This window comes from Actinomycetota bacterium (genome assembly GCA_040757835.1).
Taxonomy (GTDB): domain Bacteria; phylum Actinomycetota; class Geothermincolia; order Geothermincolales; family RBG-13-55-18; genus SURF-21.
Genome location: JBFLWJ010000001.1, coordinates 46,033 through 61,003 on the forward strand (window position 1 = coordinate 46,033; position 14,971 = coordinate 61,003).

A 14,971-nucleotide genomic window follows, 5' to 3' on the forward strand; every position below is an offset into this window, starting at 1 on the left:
CTTATTATCATAGCCCGGGAGCAGTGGTCGGGGGCAGGCTTAGCGAGACCAAAGGGGGAGAGGGAAATGGCTTCGGAGAAGTTCAAGAAGGCTTACCTGCCGGTCCATCCGGAGGCGTGGTCGCTGTCGAAGATCGTCTTCGACGACGAGAAATGCACCGGCTGCGGCAATTGCGTGCAGGCCTGCCCCATGGCCTGCCTGGAGGTGGTGGACAAGAAGGCGCGCCAGATAGACGGGGTGGTATGCATCTCCTGCTCGGCCTGCGTGTCCCACTGCGAGAAGGGCGCCACCGCCATGCAGGGCTTCTACAACGTGGAGGAGGGGGTCTTCAAGACCAAGCTCTTCCATCCCGAGGAGGGATATCCGGACATCCCGGAAGTGGAGGGCATCGACGGACTGACCCCGGTTGAGGAGGTCATCTACAAGCGCCGCAGCAACCGCATCTACTCCAAGGCCCCGGTCCCTGACGAGCTGGTGCGCCGGGTGGTCGAGGCCGCCCGCTATGCCCCCTCCCACGGTAACGGACAGCCCTGGGCTTTCATGGTCATCAACGACCGGGAGGAGATGGACTACATCGCGCAGAAGATGGACGTCTTCTATAAGCTGTTGACCAGGTTTTACTGGTCGGGAAAGACCAATCCCATCGCCAGGAGGATCCTGGGCTTGTTCAGCGCTGTGGCCCCAGGGATGACGGACCAGAGGGGGATCACCGGCGGAACGGCTATCCTGCAGCCGTCGGACGTCTTCCTGGGAGCACCCTGCCTCGTCTTGCTCCTCGCCGACACCCGGGGCATGAACGATCCCGGTATAGATATCGGCATATGCGGCACCAACATGGTGCTCGCCGCCCATTCCCTGGGGCTGGTCACCTGCTGGATGTCCTTCACCATCGGCATCAATTTCCTGCCCAAGCTGAAGAAGGAGCTTGGCATCGGGTGGCCCTACAAGGTGGCGACGGCAATCGTGCTCGGCTATCCGCGCGTGAACGCGGACACCATGGTGAAGAGGGAACTTCCCCCCATCACCTGGCGCAAGGGCGGCAAGGTGTGGACGGAAATGCCCTAGGGCGCCATTGAAGAGCCGGCAGGGCTGCATCGCGTAAGCGACAGCGACGCCCGGAGGGCGGCGCGGCGGTGTCCCAGCGCCTGGACATGTTGGTAAAGTCAGTACATTCGTGCCGACTAATGCAGACATTTCCGGGCTTGGCACGTGTTCGTATGGAATATAGCGTGCGCAGGAGGTTATGAGGATGGGCCTATTGGAGAACCTCGAGGCAAAGGACCCCCGGCTCGCCATGGTCATGCGGCTCCTGGGGCATCCGGATGTCATCCGCAGGGTGGTGCGGGGGGCGCTGGGCTCGGGTTTAATCGGGCACCGGGGCGTGTTCTCAGGGCTGCTCGAGGCAAGGGCGGAGGAGGATCCCAACCGCACCGGCCTCATCATCGACAACGGCGGCCTCTACCCCGACGACCGCCTCACCTATGCCCGGCTGGTCGGCAACTCCTACCGCCTGGCCAGGGGGTTCCGCGCCGCCGGCTACGGCAAGGGGGACAAGGTGGCTTTGGTCTTGCGCAACCACCCAGAGTTCGTCTACGCCCTGGCCGCCTGCTCCATGCTGGGTATGGTGCTGGTCCCCATCGACCCGCGGGCGCGCGGGGAGAAGCTCGCCTATCAACTCGGGGACTCCGACGCGCGCGCGGTGATCACCACCGCCGACCTCCTGCCGGAAGTCGAGAAGGCGGCGAAGGAGGCGCCCAACCTTGACACCATCTACTTGAGCATGAAACCGGACGCCGACCCGGCACTGGCCTTGCGCTATCCGACCGTCAACGAGATCCTGGAGAGGCCGGAATACGAGAGCGTAGGTGACCGCCATGACGACCCCGCCCTGCCGGTGCAGATCATCTACACCTCCGGGGTGACCGGCAACCCCAAGGGGGTCGCCCTCAACTCGGCCCGCAACGCCATCTACTGCCTGCTGGGGTACCTGGTCTGGGACTACCGCGGGGACGACGTGCTCTATACCGGCCTCTCCCTCGCCCACGGCAACGCCCAGGCCGTGACCCTTTTCCCCGCCCTCTCCATGGGCATACCGGCGGTGATCGGCCAGCGCTTCACCAAGAGCGGCATCTGGGACGTCTGCCGCAAGCACGGCTGCACCACCTTCTCTCTCCTGGGCGGGATGATGTCCGGCATCCACAACGAGCCGCGCCGCCCCGACGACGCGGACAACCCGGTACGCATGGTCATCTCCGCGGGCACCCCCCGGGCGATCTGGGAAGAGTTCGAGCGGCGCTTCGGGGTGCAGATCCTGGAGTGGTACGGGGCCATCGAAGGGGGATTCGCCTATAAGCCCATTGGGAAGGGGCCGGTGGGTTCATTCGGCAAGCCCCTGCCCGGCCTGGTGGAGATGAAGGTGGTGGACGAGGAGGACAACGAGGTGCCGCCCGGTGTCGTCGGTGAACTGGTCAGCCGCATGCTCACCGGCACCTCCGTGGAGTACTACAAGAAGCCCGAGGCGTCGGCTGAAAAGACCATGGGGGGGTGGCTGCGGTCAGGCGACATGGTCCACCGCGATACGGAAGGGTGGTTTTTCTTCGACCACCGCAAGGGCGGGGCCCTGCGCCGCGCCGGTGACTTCATCAAGCCGGACCTGGTGGAGAAGGTCATCGGCGACCACCCGGACGTCTCGGAGGTATGCGTGTACGGCATCCCGGCAGCCTCTGGCGCGCCCGGCGAGAGCGACCTGGTGGCGGCGGTGGTGCCCTTCGAGGGGAGGGATGTGGACGTGAAGTCGATCTTCAGGGCAGCCCTGGATAACCTGGAGCGCAACTCCGTGCCCTCCTACCTGCAGGTGGTGGAGGAGATCCCCAAGAGCCCCTCGGAGAAGCACCTGGACCGCCTGCTCCGGGATGCCTTCAGCCCCGATGCCGGCAACGTCTACGAGCTGAAGGGTTGACCGTTAAGCACCGCCCCATGCCATGCAGGACCCTGCTCCCTTTCCATGGCGCCCAGAGGCAGGTACGCTGGTGGATCAGGGTGCTCTATTACCCCTTCGGTCTCGTTTTCAGCTTGATCGCGATCTTCCTGGGCTGGTTCCTCTGCGTCTTTCTCATCACCCTGCCGCTGGGGATCGTCGTCTTCAACAAAGTGCCGGCCATCGCCTCGCTGCACCGTGGATAGGCGGTGCCTGCGCGCTTAGATGCCCTATCCCTTTCCCGCGCCCGCTGCGCTGCCGGCGAGAGGCCCTGGATGGTCCGGTGCTTGGGAGACCTCTATCACGAGGTCGCCGTCGCCCGTGAGCTCCCACTCCACCCGGCTCTCACGGCCGGCGGCCAGCTCGAAGAGGCCCTGTGACAGGCCGACCAGCAGCAGGTGCATGCAGGGGTTCTCGATGCGCAGGCGCAGCCGCTCCCCGTCGGAGTCCATCTCCCTCAGGTTGCCCAACCCCCTGAAGGCGAGCACCTGACGGTAGGTCTCGATATCCTTTATCTCGTCCGCGCTGTGGAGGCCGCCCTTGGCGATGTCCCGCTGGGCGGCGATTACCACGTTGGGAATATCCTCCCCCAGCTCCTTCTCGAGTTCGATGAAGATGGCGTCGGTCTCCGCGGGGCCGTCGATGAGCATGCGCCGCCCGTCGCTCCTGCGCAGGATCATGCCGTCCCGCCACTCGTATTGCGACAGCGCCATCGGCCCCCCGCACTTCCGGCATCTCGCGAGCGAGATATCTCCCGGCTTGCCGGCGTATTCCGGCCACTGGAACCTCTCCCTCAGCTCGATGGGGTGGGTGGAGACGTGCGTGGTCACCTCGAAATATCCCGGCGAGGTCTCCTCGTAGGACATGGTGCATTCCTGCCCGGAAAGTGCCTCCATGGCTCCGGTCACCATGCCGCAGTAGGCCGGGAGGTAATAGAGGTTCCTGCCCCCGATCTTGACGTAATCGCCCTCGTCGCCCTTGATGCGCATGGAGAGCAGCTCGACGTCGCCGAGGCCGATGATCCTGCCCAGTCCGGCCACGCTCGCCGCCAGCGGCCTGAGGGTGGTCAGGCGGAAGAACTTGAGGGCGATCCCCGGGACGATGTTGTTCACGTAATCGTAAGTCAGCCTGCCGACGCTCTCGTTGATGAGGCGCTCGATGGACAGGCCCAGTATCTCCTCAATGCGCGCGAAGACGCCCGCCGTGTTTTCGCACTCCGTGAAGACCATGCGGTGGGCCGTGCTGCGGTTCTCGAGTATGGTGCCGTTGTTCTGCCAGCGATGGGCCCTGGTAAAGCGCTTCGGCACCCCGCATTCGGGACAGCTTCTCATGATTGGTCCGATCTCTTCGGGAGCCCTGAATCTCCTGCAACAAACATCGTCCGGCCAAGGCCTTTTCTTTATAAGAGGAATACGGTCATGTGGATGAAAGGATCGATGGTTCTCGGGTTTCTTGAGGTGGAGGCGGGAGATCGTGTCGACAAGCTCGGTATTTTCGCCGTAGAGTCAGGGCATGTACCCCACGAAATCATCCCCACCGGTCCAGCCGTAGCCGTAGTCGAAATACATGGGGCGTTCAGCGACAACGAGCGTGTCGGCGCACTGACCCTTGCGGATACGTCGCGTCCGCTCCCTATGATACTGTTAACCCCCACGGTCACCCGTTTTTCTGGAGCCAGGCTCAGCTCATGGGTCACAGTATCCCCGATCTCGAGCATGAAAGATAACGTAACATAGGCCTGACTGTCCCCAGGGTTGGCTATGCATATGTACTCCTCGAAACCTTCACGGGTACTTCCTTCTGGGAGGAACCACGTCGTGGAGAGGTGGGAAGCCCCCAGCACCGCGTGGCCACCCTTCCAGCCGGGGCCGTAGGAGAAGTACATCATCCGCTCCACTATGACCGGGCGGTTGCTCTTGACGACCACGGCTGCGTCGATCCCGACCCCCAGGGGGAGGCTTGCATTGAAGGTCCAGCGGGTGTCGGCGCCTATCGCATAGCCCTCGACCTGCTCGGTGCCGTCGCTCTTGAGGAAACGGACTTTCAGGTGTGCGTCCTGGTCGTTTGGGTTCTGCACCGCCAACCAAATATCGAAGCCGTCCCTCGTAGTGCCCTCCGCGAAGTACCAGACGTTCCTGGGCGAATCGGCCCCCATGACCACATGGCCCCCACCCACTTTCCCTGGTAGTTGAAGTACATCGGTCTCTCCACCACGATCGGGTCGTCGCAGTGCACGTGTGCGGATACGTCCTGGTCCGGCCCCACGTCCCCGTTGACGAAGATGGATATGCGGGAACTGGCTTCAGCCGCGTAATCTTTCCTCAGCACATAACCACCCGCCGTTATGTAATCAACGCTTATGGCGATCTTTTTGTCATTCGGGTTCTGGACGCATAGCCATTCCTCGAACCCCCCGCGGGTGCAGCCCTCGGCGAAGTACCAGTCCCGGGCGGGAGCTATGGCCCCGGCGGAGACATGACCCCCGTCCCACGCATAGCCTGGCACTCCGCCCTTGTAGTCGAAGTACATGGGGCGTTCCGCGTAGAATTCGTGCTTGCTCCTTAGCCTCACCGAGACGTCCATGCCCGCTCCCACCTCGCTATTGACGTTGATGGTGCACCTCGATCCGGCAGGCACGGGGTAGGTCCTGTCGATGGGCAGCATCCCGGAGAGCATGAACCTCGCCTCCACGGCAATACTCCCGTTCCCCGGGTTCTGCAGGGTCAACCAGGTATCGAAACCGTCCCTGGTGTATCCTTCCGCGAAGAAGTATCTATACGGGTAATCCAGCGATTCGCCGCATGAGTACCAGGCATGGCTCGTTCCGCCAGCATCCCCGGTCCAGGCCGCATGGTTGTTGCCGGCTGAGTCCACCGCTATCTGGGGAGCCTGGTTAGAGGAACTGGAAGGCGAGATGTCCCGCGGGGACACCCACCCGCTGCCGGTGTTCGAGGAGCGGAAGACATGTTCGTCGGTACCGTCGTTCCCGATCCAGGCCACATGGGGGTTGCCGCTCGGGTCCAGAGATATCTCGGGATTGCTGTTGTTCATGGTATAGGGGGAGATGATCTGCGGAGAGGTCCATCCACTTCCTTCGCTAGTGGAGTAGTAGATGTGGTCCACACGGTAACCATACTTAAAATATCCATACCAGACTATATGGGGGTTTCCGTCCGGGTCCACCGCCATCCGGGGGGCCTCGTATCTGTTGCTGTCTTGTGAGATGATCTGCGGGGTGGCCCAACCGCTCCCGTTGTTCGAAGCGTAGTATATCCGGTCGGTCGTGCTGTCATTCCCTCTCCGTGCGGCATGGGGGTTGCCGTTTCCATCCAGCGCTATCTGGGGATTTGTGTTCTTCGTGCTGTCGGGCGAGAGTATTTGCGGCGCAGACCAACCGCTCCCGGTGTTCTTCGCGTACCATATCCGGTCGGTCGTGCCGTCGTTCCCGACCCATACGGCATGGGGGTTGCCGCCTGAGTCAACGGCGATCTGCACGTCATGGTTCTCGGTGCTCGTGGGGGAGAGGTTCTGGGGGTCAGACCATCCCGGTTAAGAAGAGTGGGAAGGCGGCGCGAATGCGAAGACCAGACCCGCAGACAGCAAGAGGGCGAGCACAATGCGTCCTCCCGCCTTCCTCTTACTGGCCGCTGCACCTGGGCGTTCTTTCCCGACCATGTGATCGATCTCCTGGATCTTCTCGATCCCAACCACCCTCCATGACCTTTTTACCTGGTTCGTGCCACCAACAAATGCAGCCCGTCTATGGGGCAAGAGGTTGGTTCGACAACCCCCATAGAAGCTACCCTATATTTCCATTCTATCATCAACCAGAAAACGGAAGCATCCAAGCGGGGGAATTCATCGCTCATCCTGGAGACGGGATACTCACTCCTTGAAGGTCAGCGTGGCGAAACCTCGACCACGAGGTCGCCGTCACTCGCCAGCTCCCACTCAACCGCCCCCTCGCGTGAGAAGACCAGCTCGAAGAAGCCCAGGATCAGCCCTACCAGGAGGAGGTGCAGGCAGGGATTCTCGATGCGCACGCGCAGGGCCTCGTCCGCGAACGATATCTCCCTGAGATTGCCGAGCCCTCTCAGGGCCAGATGGTCACGGAACATGCCGATGTCCTGTACCTCGTCGGTGTCGTAAAAGCCCATCTTCACGAAACGCCTCTGGGCCTCGATGAGCGTTCCCGGAATGTCCTCCCCCAGCTCCCTCTCCAGCTCCTCCAGGATGGCCTCGAATTCCGCCGGGCCGTCGACGACCATGCGCCTGCCGCTCGTCCTGCGTGCGATCGTCCCGGCCGCCAGGTCGAAGTCGTAGTCGGCCAGTATCCTCGGCCCCCTGCACCCCGGACACTTCTCGAGGACCGCATCCCCTGGCTTGCTGGAATACGTCCTCCATTGCAACCTCTCCTCCAGTTCCTTGGGATGGGTGGAGACGAAGGTAGTCACCTCGAAATAGTCGGGTGAAACCGTTTCATATGAGACGCTGCAGTCGTGGCCGGAGACTACCTCCATGGCTCCGACGACCATCCCGCAGAACGCGGGGAGGAAGAAAGGGTTCCTGATACCCAGCTTTACGTAATCCCCCTCGCCGCCCTTCATGTGCATGTCGAGGAGGCTTGCATCACCGAGCCCAAAGGTCCTGCCAAGGGTGGTGAGATTGCGCACCACCGGCCGGTAAGACGTCACTCGCATTATCTTCTTGGCCAGACCGGGGAGGATGCTGTCGACGTAGTTGAAGGTCGCCTTGCGCTGGCTCTCGATGACGATCTTCTCGAGGGAGAGGCCGACCATGTCCTGGACGAGTTCGAAGATCTCGAGGATGTTGTCGTTCTCGATGAAGATCATGCGGTGCGACGGGTTTCTGGCCTCGACGATGGTGCCGTTGTCGAGCCACCTGTGGTTGCCGGTCAAGCCCTTGGGCGCGCCGCACACGGAGCAGGTCTTCATGGTACGTTCTGCCTGTAACCTTACACTTCAATATGGCTATCCTGGTAGTTCCTCGACCTGCCCGCGCTGCCACTTTAATAGGGGTGGGGATCTTTCCTTTCAGGCCGGAACGGCGGTCAGGCTCGAGAGCAGGAGTTCGAAGAGGCGGTCGCAGGTGCCCACGAGGTCGAAGGAGCCGTTGGTCAGGCACCAGTGGTAGATCTGGCCCCGGAAGCAGTTGATGAGGACGACCGCTATCTCCTCGCTGACGAGGTCGCTGCGCATCTCCCCGTGCTCCTGGGCTTCCCGGATGAGCTGGCTCGAGATCTTGTAGAGGTAACGCTTGCCCTCGGTAAGGTAGGGCTTGCGCATGTTCGGCGCGATCTGAGAGTGATATACGACTTTCATCATGGTCACCCCGAGATCGGCCATGAGCTTTATCGCCTCGTGGTGGAAGACGCGCAGCTTCTCGGTGCTGCTTTCCAGGCCGGCGATGTCCTCGGCGACCTTGACGTAGTGCTCGTCCATGCGCTTGAACTCTTCCAGGATGATCTGGTCCTTCGATTTGAAATGGTTGTAGAAGGCGCCCTTGGTCACCCCGACCTTCTCGCAGATATCGTCGACGGTGACCTTGTCGTAACCCCGTTTGGCGAAAAGGGAGATGGCGGTATCGAAGATGGCCTGCCTTGTCTTCATGCCCCTCTCGATCCTCGGGGTGATCCTCTTCTTGGCCATATCTCATCGACCTCCAGGCGACTTTGTGCCGTTGCGGAATGATGGATACCATGGTAGCATACTTGAGTATCTTACTTCACTACTTGATCTGGGTGGCTAGGTAAACAACGGTGCGAAAGGGGTGTGCGCTATGCCGGTTTTCAAGGACACTGACTTCATGTACGAGGTCCTGGGCAAGCTCTTCACGAAGCTGCTCGAGAACGAGACCGTGTCCCAGAAGTTCAACGACGAGAACATCAACGTGCAGTTCGTCATCAACGATCCCGATGGAGAGATCTGGCTGCTGCATGGAGCCGACAAACCGGAGCTGGTCCTGGGTGCGACCGATGCCGAAGGAGACGTGATCATGTGGCTGGCCGGCGACGACTGCCACAATTTCTGGCTGCAGAAGCTGAAGCTCCCCGTGGCCCTGGCCAAGCGCAAGATAAAGGCCAAGGGACCCATGGCCAAGATCCTGGGCATGCTCCCCCTCCTCAAGCCTGCTTATGAAGCATACCCGGCCATCTGCGAAGAATACGGCCTGCCCACCTGAGGGTTGGGCGCTCCCTTCGGTAACCGGTCCTCGGAAAAGGTGGGCGTCTGACGCTTCTCACCATTCTGCGATCAGGAGGCGATGCGGCATGGAAAGAAAGATGAGGGAATACCAGGAGAGGAGGCTCGAGAGCGTCAAGCTGGCATCACAGCTGCTGCTGGCTTCGGCCACGACCTCGCCACGTGTGGGGGGGATCGACGAGATAAGCATCCACGTTCTTGACGACAGGGACGCCATCGAGGACATGGCCATCGTCATCGAGAAGATGGCGGACGACAACCCGCGCTGGGACTTCTTCCGCTCCGACGCGGTACAGGTACGCGATTCTGACGTGGTCATGGTCATGGCCGACCGGCGCTCCGGCCACGACCCCATGGACTCCAACTGCAACCTGTGCGGGCACCTGCTCTGCGACGCCTGGCGGGAGGCGGAAAGGGTGCCGGACGCTCCATCGGTGGCCTTCCGTGGGCCCTTCTGCCTCATGCGCTCGATGAACATGGCCTACGCGCTCAACGGTGCGGTGACCCTGGCGCGCCAGTTGGGCATCGACCACACCATCAAGATGTCGGTGGGCGCGGCGGCGCTGCGCATGGACCTGCTGCCCTACAAGTGCGGCATCGCCCTGGGCTTCCTGGCCTCGGTAACGGAGAAGAGCCCCTACCAGGACCTCCCGAAGATGTGGGCCGAGTACAACAACGAGACCCTGTCCAACCGGCTCATCGGGAGGCTCTTCCCGACGTTCCGGTCCATCTATTCCTGAGGGAGGTGAGGGTGATGTCTATCATCAGCGGAGACGAACTCCTCAAGGGAGGCATGGACCACGCGGTGGAGCTCATGGCCGTCGCCGCCAATACTGTCCTGAAGTTCGGCCCCACCAGGCTGAAGATGTCCGCGATAGGCCCCGAGGAGTTCGAGGAGCTTTCCGGCTACTGCGAGGGGGTGGCCGAGGTCTCCCCCCTCTTCAACCGCGACGGCAGGAGCTTCAAGGACATGGCCAAGGAGGATACCCGTGCCCTTCTCATCGGCGCCCGGCGCAAGTCCGTTTATAACTTCGACTGCGGCGCCTGTGGCTTCGCAACCTGCAAGGAGCTGAACAAGGCGGAGGAGGTGGAGTCGTTCATCAACGGGCCCTGCTGCCACTTCGCCATCTACGACGCGCACATGGCCGCCAATGCCGCCGCCGCGGTGGCCCATTACATGGGGCTGCACTGCCGCGTGTTCATCACCATCGGGGTCTCGGCGCACGCCTGCGAGTTCCTGGAGGACGTGGACTTCGCGGTGGGCGTAGGCGTTAGCTATCAATCGAAGAACCCGTTCTTCGACCGCCACAAGTACTGGACGGACGAGGAGTGGGCACAGAAGTTCGCCGAGGAGTTCCCCTCCTTCTCCCGCGGTTTCATAGGCGCTGAGGAGTAGGGACAGACAGCAAAGAGCGTTGAAGGGGTGATGTGCATGAGCGAGAAGAACCCGGCCCTGATGTCCAACATGATCGAGATGAGGCTGGAGGAGAACCCCGACAAGGTGGGGCTGATCTTCGAGAACGGCGGCCTGTATCCCGACGAACCGCTCACCTACAGGGAGATCGCAGCCAGCACCTTTAAGATGGCCCAGGCATACAAGGACTTCGGCTTCTCCAAGGGCGACGCCGTGGCCACCCTGATGCGCAACCATCCGGAGTCGGTCTTCACCACGGGCGCCGCCACCCTGCTGGGGATGGTGGCCGTGCCCATCGATCCCCGGACCAAGGGAGACAAGCTCGGGTACATGCTGAAGGACAGCAAGGCCAGGGCGGTGATAACCACCGCCGATCTCCTGCCCGAGGTGGAGGCGGTCGCGAAGGACATCCCGGGCATCGAAAGGATCTGGCTCAACCTCAAGCCGGATGCCGACCCCGCCCTGGCCGACAGATACTCTACCGTCAACGAGATTCTGGCCGGGCCGGATATCTTCGAGATCGAGGGCCGGATTGACGATGTCAACCTGCCAATGGCCATTATCTACACGTCGGGAGTCACCGGCGACCCCAAAGGGGTGGTGATCAAATCCACCCGTACCGCGATGTTCGCCCAGCTCGCTCCCACGCTGATCTGGAAATACACCCCGGAGACGGTCATCTACACCGGCCTTTCCCTGACCCACGGCAACGCCCTGGCCATCAGCCTGCTGCCAGCTCTGGCCATGGGGATACTCGGTGTGATCAGCCAGAAGTTCACCAAGAGCCGCATCTGGGACATCTGCCGCAAATATGGCTGTACCACCTTCTCGCTGCTGGGAGGGATGATGGCGGGCATCTACAACGAGCCCCCCAGGCCCGATGACGCCGACAACCCGGTGGAGGTGGTGATCAGCGCCGGTACCCCCGCGCCCATCTGGGAGCCCTTCGAGAAGAGGTTCGGGGTGAAGATCCTGGAGTGGTACGGGGCGGTGGAGGGCGGTTTCGCCTACAAACCCATCGGCGTGGGGCCCATCGGCTCCTTCGGCAAGCCCCTGGAGGGGTTGCAGGAAGCCATCGTCGTGGATGAGAACGACAACGAAGTGCCCCCGGGGGTCACCGGCGAGCTGCTTATGCGCGCCGTCAACGTCAAGCCCGAGGTGGAATACTACGGCAGGAAGAAGGACTCGGAGGCGAAGACGCGCGGGGGATGGCTGCGCACCGGCGATATGGTCCACAAGGACGAGGAGGGATGGCTCTTCTTCGACTACCGAAAGGAGGGCGGCGGCCTGCGGCGGGCGGGGGACTTCATCATCCCCACCTACGTGGAGTCCATCATAGGGCAGCATCCCGACGTCTCCGAGGTCTGCGTCTACGGCATCCCGGCGGCCTCGGGTGCGCCGGGCGAGAGCGACCTGGTCGCGGCGGTCGCGCCATTCGCTGGAAAAAGCGTCGACCCGGCTTCCGTGTTTCAGGCGGCGATGAATGGTTTGGAACCAAACTCCGTGCCCAGCTACCTGCAGGTGGTCGACGAGGTCCCCAAGAGCGCTTCCGAGAAATTCCTGGACCGCATCTTGAGGGACCAGTTCTCGCCGGACGCGGATAACGTATACAAACTCGAGGACTATAAAGAGTAAATAATGGGGGTCAGGTCTTGGATTTTGGATACCGCGGTATGTGATTCCAAATATTGGCAGAATATCTCCGAGTATGCAGCACCAATAGAAGCGGTACCGTGGTCCAGGAATCCAAAAACCAAGACCTGACCCCCAAAGAGGGAGGAGATCACCGTGAGCTATATGGACCTGAACATGGGCCTCACCAAGGTGCAGAAGATGAACCGGGACATGGTCCACACCTTCGCCGCCGAGGTGCTGCGCCCCGCCAGCCTGGAGCTGGACAAGCTGGACCCCGAGGACGTCATCGCAAGGGAGTCCATCTTCTGGGATGTCTACAAGAAGGGCTACAAGATCGGCATGCACAAGATCCTGCTGCCGGAGATCTACGGCGGAGGGGGCTTCTCGCCCATCGAGGTGCACATGCTCTTCGAGGAGATATCCTGGGGGAGTATCGACTTCATGATCGCCTTCGGGGTGGCCTGCTTCCCGGCCTTTATCGCCAGCATGGTGCCCACAGAGTTCCTCATCGACAACATCATCGTCCCCTTTTGCGAGGATGAGGAAGCCAGGATCATCGGCTGCTGGGCCATCACCGAGCCCGACCATGGCTCCGATACCCTGGGGCCGTACACGGAGCAGTTCTCGGAGCCGGAGATCGCCAGGACCGCCTGCCGGGCCACCCTGGACGGGGACGACTACGTCATCAGCGGCACCAAGGCGGCCTGGGTGTCCTGCGGCACCATCGCCACCCATGCCTGCGCCTATCTGACCATCGAACCCGAGATGGGCATGGCCGGCGGCGGCATCTGTATCATCCCCCTGGACCTGCCCGGTGTCAGCAAAGGCAAGCCCTGGAACAAGCTGGGGCAGCGAGCCCTTAACCAGGGCGAGATCTATTTCGACAACGTCAGAGTGCCCAGGGAGTACATGATCGTCGACGAGGAGAGCTACGAAGCCATCCTGGACATAACCCTCTCCACCGCAAATGCCAGCATGGGGGCCTTCTTCACCGGCGTGGCGCGGGCTGCTTACGAGGAGGCCCTGGCCTACTGCAAGGAACGGGTGCAGGGGGGCAAGAAGCTCATCGAGCACCAGTTGGTGCGCTACAAGCTCTTCCACATGTTCAAGCAGGTGGAGGCCTGCCGCGCCTTCTCGCGTGCGGTGATGGAGTTCAACTTCAACACCAACCCGCCCTTCACCCAGTACTCCATCGCCTCCAAGGTCTTCTGTACCCAGGCGGCTTTCGAGGTGGCCAACGACGCGGTGCAACTTTGCGGCGGGTACGGGCTCTCCAAGGAGTCGACAATCGAGAAGCTGTTCAGGGACGCGCGGGCAGGGCTCATCGAGGACGGCTCCAACGACTACCTGGCCCTGGTGGCGGGAGAGGCCATCGTTAACGAATAAGGAATGAAGAGAGGTCGGGCCTCTTGTTTGTTGCATCCGATCAGAGACAACGTCCTCGACCTTGGCCGTTTGAATACAAGAAACAAGACCTGGCCTTCAGACGGAAGGAGAGGGCCGGACCCGCATCTTCATGGGGATTCCTCCTCCGCTGTGGCAAGCAGGTCGTCACAGGGCGGTCCGCCCCTCTCCTCTTCGTGCACCCGTTTCAGTTCGCGGGATACCTTGAGGAAGACAGCGGTGATGGGCACGGCCAGGATGGCCCCGAATATCCCCGCGAAAACCGCCCCGAGCAGTGTCACCAGCAACGCTACCAGGGGATGCAGTTGCAGGGTCTTGCCATAGGCGATGGCCTGCACCGGGTTCTGCATCACGGTATGTATGAGGATGACCAGGACCAGCATGATAATACCCGCGGTCAGCCCTTGCGACGCCAGCGCTATGATGACCGCGAAAGCGCCCCCGATATATCCACCGAATGAGGGGATGAAGCAGGTAACGAAGGTCACGAGTGCTATGGCCCCCACCAATGGGAGCCTCAGGATGAGGGACGCCACCACGACCAGCACGGTGTCCACGGTGGCGATGATGGTAGTGCCCTTGAAATACCCCCGGATCGAGGCGTAGACCTCGCTCATGATCATCTCGCCGGTAGAACGCGGAACGCCAAGGTTGCCTGCTACCCACTTCCTGATCGTGCCGTCGTCGGCGAGGATGAACATGAGGATGAAGAAACCGATGAAGGCCCCGATGAGAAACGAGGTCAAGCCGTGCACGCTGCCGCTGATCTCCCTGGCGATGCCACTGGTAATGGAAGGCCAGGCCTTCTCGATCTGTTCCTGCGCCCACTGGGCGAAACCCCCGCTAACCTTGAGCTCATCCATCCAGTCCTGGATCTTGTTCACGCCCTCTTCGACCTGATCGCCGATGGAGGCTGCCTGGGTGGAGATTCCGTAGACGATCACCGCCAGTACGCCGGATACTACGGCAAGGATGACCACCATCATGATCAGGGTCGCCAGCCATCTCGGGACGTGGTGGCGGGTCATGAAGTCGACGGCGGGTTCCAGGAGGATGCCGATGATAACCGCGATCACCAACGGGATGACCACCTGGTGGGTCTTGGAGTAGGCTAGGCCGAAGACGACGAGCGCGCCGACGATACCCAGAAAGAGCCAGCTCTTGACGCCCCAGCGCCAGAGCATTGAATCCTCCCGTTGTGCGCATCTGGCTTCGTTATCAGCAGGCACCGAGCACTCCTTCCCGGAAGGCCATGCGTTCCGACCGGACCGGCACATGACGGCTCGCGTTCTCCGTCCATGCCGCTTGATTTATCGGGCG

At 61.7% G+C, this 14,971-nt stretch carries 14 protein-coding genes; 8 read left to right on the forward strand and 6 right to left on the reverse strand.

Going from position 1 to position 14,971, the window contains the following annotated elements; all coding sequences use genetic code 11:
- Positions 1 to 66: 66 nt before the first annotated feature.
- The 3 genes from AB1384_00225 (at position 67) to AB1384_00235 (ending at position 3,183) form a co-directional block, all read left to right on the forward strand.
- The gene (locus AB1384_00225; protein ID MEW6552696.1) at positions 67 to 1,065 is read left to right on the forward strand and encodes a nitroreductase family protein; all 999 of its coding nucleotides are present in this window, start codon (positions 67 to 69) and stop codon (positions 1,063 to 1,065) included.
- A gap of 184 nt (positions 1,066 to 1,249) precedes the next feature.
- The gene (locus AB1384_00230; protein MEW6552697.1) at positions 1,250 to 2,959 is read left to right on the forward strand and encodes an AMP-binding protein; all 1,710 of its coding nucleotides are present in this window, start codon (positions 1,250 to 1,252) and stop codon (positions 2,957 to 2,959) included.
- The gene (locus AB1384_00235) at positions 2,956 to 3,183 is read left to right on the forward strand and encodes a hypothetical protein (protein ID MEW6552698.1); all 228 of its coding nucleotides are present in this window, start codon (positions 2,956 to 2,958) and stop codon (positions 3,181 to 3,183) included. Before AB1384_00230 ends, AB1384_00235 begins: the two co-directional genes overlap by 4 nt.
- Before the next feature lie 24 nt (positions 3,184 to 3,207).
- Here AB1384_00235 and AB1384_00240 read toward each other — a convergent pair whose 3' ends face one another.
- The 5 genes from AB1384_00240 to AB1384_00260 form a co-directional block, all read right to left on the reverse strand.
- Entirely contained in the window at positions 3,208 to 4,308 is a 1,101-nt protein-coding gene (locus tag AB1384_00240; GenBank protein ID MEW6552699.1) for a hypothetical protein, read from the reverse strand.
- A 68-nt stretch (positions 4,309 to 4,376) separates the two neighbouring features.
- The gene (locus tag AB1384_00245) at positions 4,377 to 5,060 is read right to left on the reverse strand and encodes a hypothetical protein (GenBank protein MEW6552700.1); all 684 of its coding nucleotides are present in this window, start codon (positions 5,058 to 5,060) and stop codon (positions 4,377 to 4,379) included.
- Entirely contained in the window at positions 5,021 to 6,166 is a 1,146-nt protein-coding gene (locus AB1384_00250) for a hypothetical protein (GenBank protein ID MEW6552701.1), read from the reverse strand. The genes AB1384_00245 and AB1384_00250 overlap by 40 nt, the downstream gene beginning before the upstream one ends.
- Positions 6,167 to 6,876: 710 nt before the next feature.
- Positions 6,877 to 7,932, reverse strand: coding sequence for a hypothetical protein (locus AB1384_00255; GenBank protein ID MEW6552702.1), 1,056 nt, complete (start codon positions 7,930 to 7,932; stop codon positions 6,877 to 6,879).
- A 99-nt stretch (positions 7,933 to 8,031) separates the two neighbouring features.
- On the reverse strand, positions 8,032 to 8,646 hold the full coding sequence (locus tag AB1384_00260) for a TetR/AcrR family transcriptional regulator (GenBank protein MEW6552703.1): 615 nt from the start codon (positions 8,644 to 8,646) through the stop codon (positions 8,032 to 8,034).
- 130 nt (positions 8,647 to 8,776) lie between these two features.
- Here AB1384_00260 and AB1384_00265 point away from each other — a divergent pair, with 130 nt between their 5' ends.
- The 5 genes from AB1384_00265 (at position 8,777) to AB1384_00285 (ending at position 13,633) form a co-directional block, all read left to right on the forward strand.
- Entirely contained in the window at positions 8,777 to 9,178 is a 402-nt protein-coding gene (locus AB1384_00265; GenBank protein MEW6552704.1) for an SCP2 sterol-binding domain-containing protein, read from the forward strand.
- Positions 9,179 to 9,266: 88 nt separating this feature from the next.
- Positions 9,267 to 9,938, forward strand: coding sequence for a DUF2148 domain-containing protein (locus tag AB1384_00270; protein ID MEW6552705.1), 672 nt, complete (start codon positions 9,267 to 9,269; stop codon positions 9,936 to 9,938).
- Positions 9,939 to 9,952: 14 nt separating this feature from the next.
- Positions 9,953 to 10,594, forward strand: a complete 642-nt coding sequence (locus AB1384_00275; protein ID MEW6552706.1) for a DUF2148 domain-containing protein — start codon at positions 9,953 to 9,955, stop codon at positions 10,592 to 10,594.
- A 36-nt stretch (positions 10,595 to 10,630) separates the two neighbouring features.
- On the forward strand, positions 10,631 to 12,247 hold the full coding sequence (locus AB1384_00280) for an AMP-binding protein (GenBank protein MEW6552707.1): 1,617 nt from the start codon (positions 10,631 to 10,633) through the stop codon (positions 12,245 to 12,247).
- A 162-nt stretch (positions 12,248 to 12,409) separates the two neighbouring features.
- Positions 12,410 to 13,633, forward strand: coding sequence for an acyl-CoA dehydrogenase family protein (locus AB1384_00285; GenBank protein MEW6552708.1), 1,224 nt, complete (start codon positions 12,410 to 12,412; stop codon positions 13,631 to 13,633).
- A gap of 128 nt (positions 13,634 to 13,761) precedes the next feature.
- Here the strand turns inward: AB1384_00285 and AB1384_00290 are convergent, their stop codons facing one another.
- Complete coding sequence (locus AB1384_00290) at positions 13,762 to 14,835, reverse strand: AI-2E family transporter (GenBank protein ID MEW6552709.1); 1,074 nt, start codon at positions 14,833 to 14,835, stop codon at positions 13,762 to 13,764.
- Positions 14,836 to 14,971 lie beyond the last annotated feature (136 nt).

Excerpts from the sequence above, each read along its gene's own strand:
- AB1384_00280 (MEW6552707.1), top strand. The coding sequence starts at position 10,631 with ATGAGCGAGAAGAACCCGGCCCTGATGTCCAACATGATCGAGATGAGG.
- AB1384_00265 (MEW6552704.1), top strand. The coding sequence starts at position 8,777 with ATGCCGGTTTTCAAGGACACTGACTTCATGTACGAGGTCCTGGGCAAG.
- AB1384_00270 (MEW6552705.1), top strand. The coding sequence starts at position 9,267 with ATGGAAAGAAAGATGAGGGAATACCAGGAGAGGAGGCTCGAGAGCGTC.
- AB1384_00230 (MEW6552697.1), top strand. The coding sequence starts at position 1,250 with ATGGGCCTATTGGAGAACCTCGAGGCAAAGGACCCCCGGCTCGCCATG.
- AB1384_00285 (MEW6552708.1), top strand. The coding sequence starts at position 12,410 with ATGGACCTGAACATGGGCCTCACCAAGGTGCAGAAGATGAACCGGGAC.
- AB1384_00275 (MEW6552706.1), top strand. The coding sequence starts at position 9,953 with ATGTCTATCATCAGCGGAGACGAACTCCTCAAGGGAGGCATGGACCAC.
- AB1384_00260 (MEW6552703.1), bottom strand. The coding sequence starts at position 8,646 with ATGGCCAAGAAGAGGATCACCCCGAGGATCGAGAGGGGCATGAAGACA.
- AB1384_00225 (MEW6552696.1), top strand. The coding sequence starts at position 67 with ATGGCTTCGGAGAAGTTCAAGAAGGCTTACCTGCCGGTCCATCCGGAG.
- AB1384_00255 (MEW6552702.1), bottom strand. The coding sequence starts at position 7,932 with ATGAAGACCTGCTCCGTGTGCGGCGCGCCCAAGGGCTTGACCGGCAAC.
- AB1384_00290 (MEW6552709.1), bottom strand. The coding sequence starts at position 14,835 with ATGCTCTGGCGCTGGGGCGTCAAGAGCTGGCTCTTTCTGGGTATCGTC.
- AB1384_00240 (MEW6552699.1), bottom strand. The coding sequence starts at position 4,308 with ATGAGAAGCTGTCCCGAATGCGGGGTGCCGAAGCGCTTTACCAGGGCC.
- AB1384_00250 (MEW6552701.1), bottom strand. The coding sequence starts at position 6,166 with ATGGCGGTGGACCCGGACGGAAACCCCCATATAGTCTGGTATGGATAT.